At 65.8% G+C, this 9,249-nt stretch carries 8 protein-coding genes and 2 pseudogenes; 5 read left to right on the top strand and 5 right to left on the bottom strand.

The features are described 5' to 3' along the window. The first annotated feature begins 143 nt into the window (after positions 1–143). Entirely contained in the window at positions 144–839 is a 696-nt protein-coding gene (locus M8J71_RS12025; RefSeq protein WP_256248138.1) for a class I SAM-dependent methyltransferase, read from the top strand. Between the two features lie 50 nt (positions 840–889). Here the strand turns inward: M8J71_RS12025 and M8J71_RS12020 are convergent, their stop codons facing one another. The 3 genes from M8J71_RS12020 to M8J71_RS12010 all read right to left on the bottom strand — a co-directional run bounded on the left by M8J71_RS12020 (position 890) and on the right by M8J71_RS12010 (position 3,910). After that, entirely contained in the window at positions 890–1,807 is a 918-nt protein-coding gene (locus M8J71_RS12020; RefSeq protein ID WP_256248137.1) for an LssY C-terminal domain-containing protein, read from the bottom strand. A gap of 89 nt (positions 1,808–1,896) precedes the next feature. Further along, positions 1,897–2,598: an esterase/lipase family protein gene (locus M8J71_RS12015; RefSeq protein WP_256248136.1), complete on the bottom strand. Its 702-nt coding sequence runs from the start codon at positions 2,596–2,598 to the stop codon at positions 1,897–1,899. Positions 2,599–2,692: 94 nt separating this feature from the next. Beyond that, positions 2,693–3,910 carry an MFS transporter gene (locus tag M8J71_RS12010; RefSeq protein WP_256248135.1) on the bottom strand — a complete coding sequence of 406 codons (1,218 nt, stop codon included), beginning with the start codon at positions 3,908–3,910 and terminating at the stop codon, positions 2,693–2,695. Positions 3,911–4,044: 134 nt separating this feature from the next. On the opposite strand from M8J71_RS12010, the gene M8J71_RS12005 reads away from it, so the two are divergent. Together M8J71_RS12005 and M8J71_RS12000 are read left to right on the top strand one after the other, a co-directional pair. After that, positions 4,045–4,389 carry a hypothetical protein gene (locus M8J71_RS12005; RefSeq protein WP_163161589.1) on the top strand — a complete coding sequence of 115 codons (345 nt, stop codon included), beginning with the start codon at positions 4,045–4,047 and terminating at the stop codon, positions 4,387–4,389. 241 nt (positions 4,390–4,630) lie between these two features. Further along, complete coding sequence (locus M8J71_RS12000; RefSeq protein ID WP_256248134.1) at positions 4,631–4,957, top strand: hypothetical protein; 327 nt, start codon at positions 4,631–4,633, stop codon at positions 4,955–4,957. A gap of 153 nt (positions 4,958–5,110) precedes the next feature. On the opposite strand, the gene M8J71_RS11995 is transcribed toward M8J71_RS12000, so the two are convergent. Further along, positions 5,111–6,871 carry an EAL domain-containing protein gene (locus tag M8J71_RS11995; RefSeq protein WP_256248133.1) on the bottom strand — a complete coding sequence of 587 codons (1,761 nt, stop codon included), beginning with the start codon at positions 6,869–6,871 and terminating at the stop codon, positions 5,111–5,113. Continuing rightward, entirely contained in the window at positions 6,868–7,704 is an 837-nt protein-coding gene (locus tag M8J71_RS11990) for an alpha/beta fold hydrolase (protein WP_256248132.1), read from the bottom strand. The genes M8J71_RS11995 and M8J71_RS11990 overlap by 4 nt, the downstream gene beginning before the upstream one ends. Positions 7,705–7,864: 160 nt before the next feature. Between M8J71_RS11990 and M8J71_RS11985 the strand changes: the two are divergent. Both M8J71_RS11985 and M8J71_RS11980 read left to right on the top strand, forming a co-directional pair. After that, positions 7,865–8,591, top strand: a pseudogene (locus tag M8J71_RS11985) (iron ABC transporter substrate-binding protein). 130 nt (positions 8,592–8,721) lie between these two features. Continuing rightward, positions 8,722–9,203, top strand: a pseudogene (locus M8J71_RS11980) (TOBE domain-containing protein); the annotation flags it as partial. Between the last annotated feature and the right edge of the window lie 46 nt (positions 9,204–9,249).

Genomic DNA, 9,249 nt, shown 5'->3' with positions numbered 1-9,249 from the left:
CGACCACTTCACCCGCCTGGACCCGATCAAAGCCAAGAACAACGCCATCAAGAAGCTCAACAGCCTCGGCTTCAGTGTCACCATCACCCCGGCCACCGCAGCCTGACGAACCCTACTTTCGTATTAGGCGGAAGGAGGACTGTATGACCGGCGCCGGCAGGCAGGACCATGGACCCTCCGGCGAGAGCGGGCCGCCGGACTTGCAGCACCCCCGCTTCGCCCGGGCCTACGCCCGGGCTGTGGAGGAGATGAACCGCCGCGGCGGCACGGAACACCGGCGAGCCATCCTTGCAGGCCTGAGCGGGACCGTCATCGAAATCGGCGCCGGTGACGGCTCGGCCTTCGCGCTCTACCCGGAAACGGTCACCCAGGTCCTGGCCATCGAACCGGACGACTATCTCCGAAACCTCGCCCTGGCCAGGGCCTCCTCCGCGCGGGTGCCCATAACGGTTCGGGCCGGCACCGCCGAACAGGTTACCGCGGAAGATGCCGGCACGGACGCCGTGGTGGCCAGCCTCGTCCTGTGCAGCGTGGCCGACCAGGCCACTGCACTCGCTGAAATCTGCCGGGTCCTTCGCCCCGGAGGGACGCTCGCTTTTTACGAACACGTCCGTTCCCACAACCGCCTGCTGGCCGCAGCCGAAGACCTGCTCACCCCGGCCTGGCAGCGGATGGCCGGCGGCTGCCACCCCAACCGGGACACGCTCCGGGCCATCACCGCGGCGGGATTCACGGTGCAGGCCAGCCGGGGGTTCGGCTTCTCGGCAGGTCCGTTGGCCCCACCCGTGGCGCATATCCTGGGCACAGCCACCAGCCCAGGCGGCCCCAGCGGCCGTTGACGTGCCCCGCGCTCACGGAGTCCACAAAAACCCTCAGGCAAAGCGACTGCCTACGAGGCCGGGGAACCCGCCCTGCGCAGCCGGTCCGGCGGGTGCAGGTCGATAATCGGAAGGTGCCCGTCGGTGCGGATGGCGTCGCCGCCGCCGTTGCGGTGGTGGTAGCCGCTGGAGTAGTTGAGGATGACGTGCACGGACTCAACGGCGTTGGCTGAGCGGAGGGTCCCGATGATGAAGTCGCGTTCCTCGTCCGTGCGGTCGGCGATCTTGTGCGTGATCTGGAAGGTGAACAGGGACAACCCCACGCTGCGGTCGTAGGTCCCCGCCCCCACCCAGTCCACGGACAGTCCGCCGGGAAGCATCCAGCCGGCCGGGCATTTCCAGAACCGGACGTGGTGCCGTTTACGCGGGTTCCCGTCGATTTCCCGCTGGAACGCAAGGTCCTGCTTGTTGCCGAAAACATACAGCGAGCTCACCGGGGCCTGCGGGTAGCTGCGCCCCAGGACCGTCGAGGTCAGGGTGCGCCAGGCGGTGGCCGGGGTAATGGGATCCGCCTCCACCCACCCGGCCGTCCGCATCGCCTGGCGCAACTCCTCCTTGGGTCCCACCACGGCGAGGTTCACGGGATCCCCCAGGACGCCGTCGCCCGTCCTGGTCCGTCCGATGAAGTAGTCCGGGATGTACAGGCTGCTGAGGATCTTGTGGATGCGCGGCAGCAGGGCGTAGGCCAGGATCAGCCAGACCGGCAGGAACACCCATGCCTGCTCCGGCCCGCGCGAAAGCCGGGCGAGCAGGAAGTAGTAGACAGCCCAGCCCACGGCTATGGTCACCACCAGGTACAGCAGCCGCTGCAGGACAGCGAGGACGGTGGCCCACCTGCTTTGCCGGCGCTCCACGGCACTGCTGGAACGCGAGTGGTCCGGCTCTTCCGGAACTGCCCGCTTGCGGCCGGCGTCACCAGTGGACGTCACAGTGCTTCTCCTTTCGGTCGCCAACCCCCATGACCAGCCTAGAAGGTACGGCCGGAAGGCTGCATCCCGCCGTGGCAGGAGCGGGGCGTTCACGCCGGAAGGTTCAACTGCTCCACGATGATCCTCGACGTTTCGGAATCCCCGAGGATCCGGAAGTGCCCGGCGACAGGCAGCTCGATATTGGTGGCGCCCGGCAGCACGCTGCCCTCGGGAATGTGCGGATCGAAGGGCCCGTAGATGGAGGTGATGCGGCTGTTGATGGTCTCCTCCCGGGCCAGTTGGAGGGTCAGGGCGTTGCGCGGGGAGAAGATGCGCAGGCTGGGCAGCAGCATGTACTTGGCGTAGCGCGACCCCGAAAACGGCGTGCACACGGCGATCATCCGGTCGATCCGGTGCTCCGGATCGAGGTTCAGCATCGCGTACTTCCCAATGAGCCCGCCCTTGCTGTGCGCCACAATGGCGGCGTCCCGCAGGCCCGCTTCCTCCAGGTGCTGGGCCACGAGCCTGGCGGCAGCGGGCACGTCCAGGCTGTTCCGCTGCAGCACTGTCACCACGTGCACCGGATGGCCGGCGTCGTGGATGCACTGGATGAGGGGCAGCATAAACTGCCAGTTTTCGTACACGCCGGGGATGATCACCACGGGGGCGCGGTGGCCTTGATGGAACGAGCCTGGCTGCACGCGCGAGAGCATGCCGCGGACCTGCCAGACGCCGGCGTAAAGGTAGTCCTGCAGCCACCACGCGCCTTTTTGCAGCGTGCTGATGCGAGTGGGCGTTCCCGTTTCACTCATCTGTTGAGGATATCCTCCACACCCGTTGCCCTATCACTTTTGGCCCTCAAGCCCGCGGTTTGGGGACCACAATTGATAGCGCAACCTCCCGGAATCAGTAGTTCCGCCGGTGCTTCAGCCGGGGAATGACGACGGCGAACACGGCTGCCGCCGCGAACCCCAGTATGCCCGTGGCTGAGATCCCCGCCCCCAGCGATGCCAAAGCCGTCACCCCGGAGAGGAGTACAGGCCCGCCGGTGGAACCGGCGTCGGCCATAAACCGCCAGAGCCCCAGGAACTGGCCGCGCCCGCGGTTTGGCGAGAAGTCCGCACCCAGCGTCATCACCAGCCCGGAACTGATCCCGTTGCCGAACCCGATCAAGAGCGCCGCCAGGAGCAACCCTCCAAAGGACCCTGTGAGCGGAATCAGCAGCAGCGCAGCGCCCATCAGCAGGGTGGACGGCACGGCCACAAACTGCCGGCCCTTCCGGTCCATGAGCTTGCCGGCCGGGTAGAAGACCAGCATGTCGATGGCCCCGGAGAGCCCGTAAATCAGGGAGGCCGACGTCGCGTCCATGCCCAGGTGGTCGGCCCAGAGCGGGATGACCACCTGGCGGGACGAGCGCAGCGCGCTGAGCAGCAGTATCCCGGCGCCCACGCTCAGGAAGACGCCGGCGTGGGAAACCGCCACACTGCGGAGGGTGGGCTCCGGGCCGGCACTCCCGCCGTCGTGCGTGTCCGCCAACTCAAGGTCCGGGATGGTGAGGGACAGCAGCGCAGCCGCGGCCATCGCCACCACACCCACCCAGTACGCCCCGCCGATGCCGGAAAACTGCATCACCAAAGCGCCCAGGAACGGGCCAATGAACACACCAATCCGGTTCACGCCGCCCAGGGTGGACAGCGCCCGTGCCCGGAACGCGACGGGAACGGCCTCGGTGAGGTACTTTTGCCGGGCCAGTCCGAACACCGCGCCGGACATCCCGACGACGGCCATCGCCACCGCGAGCAGCCACAGTCCGTTGGGGATCAGGGAGGACAAACCGGCTGCGGCGAGCGCCAGTCCGGCCGCGACAGCGGCGCCCACGATGGCCCAGCGTTCGCCGAATTTGAGGGTGACCAGCGATGCGGGCAGGTTGAAAAACCACGAACCCAGTCCAATCAGCGTGACGATCAGCGCCGCGACTGCAACGGACGCGCCAAGGTCGCGGGCGCTCAGCGCCACCACCGGAAGAATCGCTCCCTGGCCGACCCCGAAGAGCAGGGTGGGGCCAAAAGCGGCCACCGCGATGGCGCGCAGGCTGAACGGCTGGGGGTCATCCGGGGAAATCATCAGATTTATCCTAGGGCGGCCGGCAGCAGGGGAATGAAAGGCAAACATTTGGGGGTCACAAAACCCTTGCGAAGGACTACCGTTTGCCTTAAGGGGTGCTGATTCGCGCCCACTGCCAAAGGGGAGGTTTTTCCATGGGTGAAGTGTGGATCCGAACGCTCGGCAACGGGCTGGTCCGGGCAGACAGGGTCACCGAGATTTCGACAACGCGGGGATCCCTCCATGAGGACCAGGGGTATTCGCTGAAGGTCATCGTGGACGGCAAAGGCCATGTCCTGATCGACGACGGCGACCTTCAGGGATCCTTGGCCGAGCGGCTCGAATACGCGCGGCACATTGAGGACGCCCTCCTGCTCGCGATGGACGAGGCTCGGGACAGGGACACCTCCGTGGTCATCTCCTATGAGCCCGAGCGCGAGCGCTGGTCATCGGCGCCGGTGTCAGTGTTAACCGGGCGGCTTCCTGAAGCCGTGGGCTGAGCCAGTTCCTGGTGGGAGAGTTCGACGGCGGGCGGCGGCTTCAGCCGCCCGTGGTTCCGGCGTGCGTGCTTTTCCAGCGACGCAGGCCACGGAGCGTCACAGGATCAGCATCCTAATCGGTGTAATAAATAGGTAACTGTTGCGTGGGTCACATTTGCCCCTTACTCTGGATGAGGCTTAAGAAACAGGCCAAAGCAAGAAGCTGCAGCGTCGCAGCCAATGCCGGGGAAGGTTTTACAACTTGAATTCCAAGCTCAACATCATTGTCCGTGTAGATCTCGACCACGCCAAAGCTCTGGTGATTGCAAAGGGGCACATCAGCATTCACAGCGTGAACGCACTTTACGTAGTAGTTAAGCGGGCCAACTCCCTAAGGGAGGGCCTGGACCTGAAGCTGGACATCAGCCACGCAATGGTTGATGCAGAAGCCCTCGAAATGCTTCATACCGCTTCGGAAACGCATCACCTGCCGGCCAGGATCGATCCGCAGCAGGCACCTTGTACCATCAGCGTCCTGGCACCGCGCCGGGAGCACGCACCCGCAAGGCGCGAACTGATCGCCGCCTAAAAGCTTCAGGCAAGGCACCCGAAGCGCCCACAGTCGGGCCAGAGTGCCAGCCACAGACTCTTTTCTTCCTGGTTCAAACTTCGAGTGCAGCTGTATCCGAATAGACGGGTAGCTGCACTCTTGGTTTGAGGGAAACGCCCGCATCGGGACCGGCTAACCGCCGCCGTTTGCGTCCAGCCATTCCTTGAGGAGGCCGGCCGGAAGCGGCCGGGCGAAGTGGTACCCCTGGGCGAGGTCACAGCCCATGGCCTTGAGCATGTTGACCTGGCCGGAAGTTTCCACGCCTTCGGCGACTGCCCGGATACCCACCGCGTGCGCCAGGTCGACGCAGCTGCCCACAATGGCCGAATCGCCGGAGTCCGAGCCCAGGCCGTTGATGAAGGACCTGTCGATTTTCAGTTCGTCAATGGGAAATTTCTTCAGGTACGTCAGGCTCGAGTAGCCCGTGCCGAAGTCGTCAACAGCCAGCCCTACGCCCAGGTTCTTGAGGGCCGTGAGGGATGCGAGTGCGGCGGTGGGATCGGCCATGAGGGCTGTTTCGGTTATTTCCAGCAGCAGGAGCGCGGGATCGAGGCCCCGCAGCCCGAGGCCCGCTTCCACCATCGGGACCAGTTCGGGGTCGTTGAGCTGGCGGGCAGAAAGGTTGACGGCGAACTCAAGGGCGCTGCTGGGGCGGCCCTGCCGCCGCCAGTTATCTGCCTGTTTCAGCGTTTCGCCCAGGACCCAAGCGCCCAGCGGCCGCACCAGTCCGGATTCCTCGGCCATGGTGATGAACTCCGACGGCGGGAGCAAGCCGCGGGCGGGGTGCTGCCACCTGACCAGCGCTTCCACCCCCCTCGTGCGCCCGGTGCGCAGGTCTATTTGGGGCTGGTAGTGCACCCGGAGGGCGCCTTCCCTGATTCCACGCCGAAGCTCGCCCAACGCGCGCAGCCGGTCCACCGTAGGATCCGTTTCCGCGGGCTCATGCAGCTCCCAGCGGCCGCGTCCCAGTTCCTTGGCCCGGTACATCGCGATATCGGCCCGGCGGATCAGGTCTTCAAGGGATTCACCGTCATCCTCGGCCACCGCCACTCCTATGCTGGCGGAGCTGACGATTTCCAGGCCTTCGATCTGCATCGGTGTCCGGAGGACCTCCAGCAGCCCGGCAGCGAGCGCGGTGGCTTCCGTCGGGCCGGCAAAGGCGCCCACCACAACGAACTCGTCCCCGGAAAGCCGGGCCACAGTGTTTGTTCCTGCGGCCAGCGACGTCAGGCGCTGCGCTACGGAGATCAGCAGCTCGTCCCCCGCGGCGTGCCCCAGGCTGTCATTGACGGCCTTGAAATGGTCGAGGTCTATAAAGAGGACCGCCAGCCTGCGCGTTCCGGCAGCGCCGCCGACGGAAAGTTGGTCCAGCCTCACCTTCAGCCCGGCCCTGTTGGGCAGGCCGGTAAGGGCATCGTGCAGCGCGAGGCGGTGCAGTTCCTTTTCAGCCTCGGCACGCCGGGCCTCGGATTCCTCCGCCGCGCGAAGGGCTGCAACAAGTTCCTTCTCGAACATCCGGCGTTCGTGGGCACTGAAGATGACCACCCGGACGGCGGCGGGCTCCTCGCCCGAGGCCGGGGACCGCGACGCCGAGAGCAGAGCCGCCCGCCGCTGGCCGTCGGCGCCGATGATTTCGACCGCGATCTCGGACACCGCGCCCGTTATCCCCAGCTGCGGGATGCAGTGGGTCGAATACAGGATCTGGTCCCCCACCGGCATGAGGGACTGCAGGGTGGACCCGAGCAGGTGGGAGCGGCTGTGACCCGTCCAGCTCACGAAGGTGTCATTGACCGCGGTGATGCGGCCGACGTCGTCCGTCACCAGGTAGCCGCATGGCGCCTGGTTGAACAGCGCTTCGAGGTGGGCCGGGTCCGGACCCGGGGTGTCTGTCACGGACTGGAAGCGAGATATCGCAGGATGGCGTCGGCCGTGGCCTGCGGTGCACTGACGTGCGGGCAGTGGCCCGTTGCCTGCAGGTGCACCAGGGAACTGCGAACCAGGTGCTGGTGCACGTACGTGCCTACCTCCGGCGGCGCGAGCAGATCGTCGGAACACTGCAGGATCAGGCTGTCCGTTGGCACTTTCCCGAGCACCTGCCGGGTGTCTGAGAGGAAGGTGACCCGGGCAAAGTGCCTGGCAATGGACGGGTTGGTCCGGCAGAAGCTGCTCCGCAGTTCCTCGGCCAGCTCCGGAGTCTCCGGGTTGGCCATTGCCATGGGAGCCAGCGCTTCAGCCCAGGCGAAGTAGTTGCTGTCCAGGGACGCGAGCAGGCCCTCGATGTCGTCCTGCGAGAACCCGCCCACGTAGCCCTCCGCAGGGTCGTTGGTGTAGCGCGGCGACGGTGCAACAAGGATGAGCCGGGAGAACCGCTCCGGTTCCTGCGTTGCAGCGATCACCGCCATCATCGCGCTGACGCTGTGGGCCACAAGGATGACGTCCTTCAGGTCCAGGCATTCGCAGATCTCCAGAAGGTCCGCCGCGTAGCCATCCAGGGACCCGTACTTTTCCCGGTCATAGGCATTGACGTCAGAATGGCCCGCACCGACGTGGTCAAAAAGCACCAGCCGGTAATCGTCGGCGAAGTAGGGCAGGAGCCTGCGCCACATATCCTGGTCGCAGCCGTAGCCGTGGGCAAACATCATCACCGGCCCGTCAGCCCGCCCGGACACCGTGACGTTGTTCCGGCGGATCACCGTGGAAACCGCTGCCGTTGCTGCTTCGACCATTCTTGCTGACCCCTGCCTAGGGTGACCTTGTCTTGCCTCAGATACTAGCGGCGGGGGGATGCGGAATCCTAGGATTCCGGCGGCTGGACCTCGAGGCGCCGCGCTGAGTCCTCAACGAACTCCAGCAGGCCCTAAATCTTCCCGAGAAAGCAGTGCCTCAATGAAGATTCGCAACAGCGCACTGGCCGGCATCGCACTCGCCGCCAGCGCCGCACTCAGCCTGTCGGCGCGCGCCGGCACCGCCACGCCCGCTTCCACCGGTTCGCCCTCCGCCTCTACCTCCGCCGAAGCAGTCCAGGAAGGCGCGGCATCCCCGGCCGACGTCTTCCTCACCGAGAACTCCCCGGCGATGACGCAGGTTGAGAACGCGGATCTTTTCGCTGACGTGGACACAGCCGCCACCCAGCAGGTGCCCGAAGAATTCCGGCCCTCCACCGGCAAGTGGACCGGCATCGCCGTCCGGCGCCGACTTCCAGGCCATCGTCTCCGCGCTGCTTGAGCTCAAGGGCGAGGCTGCCACCGAAGAGTGGCTGGCGGGCATGAAGGAGAACTTCAAGGCCTACAAGGGCAACAGCACCGACATGAAGGCAGTCAACGCCGGCGAAGTGGACGCTGCGCTGATCTACTACTACTACGGCGACCAGGCCAAGACCGGCGAGAACTCCAAGAATGAGGCTGCAGCGCAGGCATTCCTGAAGTTCATCACCGGCAGGAAGGGCCAGGAAGTCCTGAAGGACGGCACTTCCTTCGAGTACGCCATCGCCTCCGATGTCCCTGCCAACGAGAAGCTCGTTCCGGTCGCGGACCTGCAGGCCCCCACCGTGGACCCCGCGAAGCTGAACTCCGAAAAGGTCACCGAGCTGATGACCAAGGCAGGACTCCTCTAATTTCGTGACTCCCGATCTATCGGCTCCCCCTCGAGGAAGCACGACGACGGCGGGCCGGGGCAGCAGCCCCCGCCCGCCTTTCGGCGTTTCAGCAGTGTCCGTCCTGGCGGTGCTGATCGCGCTCTTTTCCCGTGTGGCCCTGGCCCGTGCCCCGGCACGTGAACCGGAACTGATGCTCCTGGACGAACCGTTTTCCGCACTCGATGCCGGACTCCGCGTAGCAACCCGCAGGGCAGTGGCCAAGGTCCTGAACCAAGCGGGTGTTACCACCATCCTGGTAACGCACGACCAGGCCGAGGCCCTTCCTTCGCGGACCAGGTCGCCGTGATGCGCGGCGGAAAGCTCGCGCAGATCGGCAACCCGTTTGTGGTGTACACCCGGCCCGCCGACCGCGCAACCGCCGAATTCCTGGGCGACGCCATGATCCTGGACGCCTGGATGGAAGGTTCCCTGGCCACGTGCTCCCTCGGCGGCATTCCTGTCCGCCGGCCCCCGGTGCAGGGCCGGGTCCAGCTGATGTTGCGGCCCGAACAGATCCGGATCGCCGAGGACGGCCCTATCCGCGGCGTGGTGGTAGAGACTGATTATTTTGGTCCTGAGACCAACCTGCAACGCTGCCCTCGGGGTGGATGCCAAAGGCGCCGTGGTGCCAACCTTG

Origin of the sequence: Pseudarthrobacter sp. R1 (assembly GCF_024494415.1) — a bacterium.
GTDB lineage: Bacteria > Actinomycetota > Actinomycetes > Actinomycetales > Micrococcaceae > Arthrobacter.
Note: the sequence above shows the minus strand (reverse complement) of the source record. Positions and strands in the feature narration are given on the sequence as shown.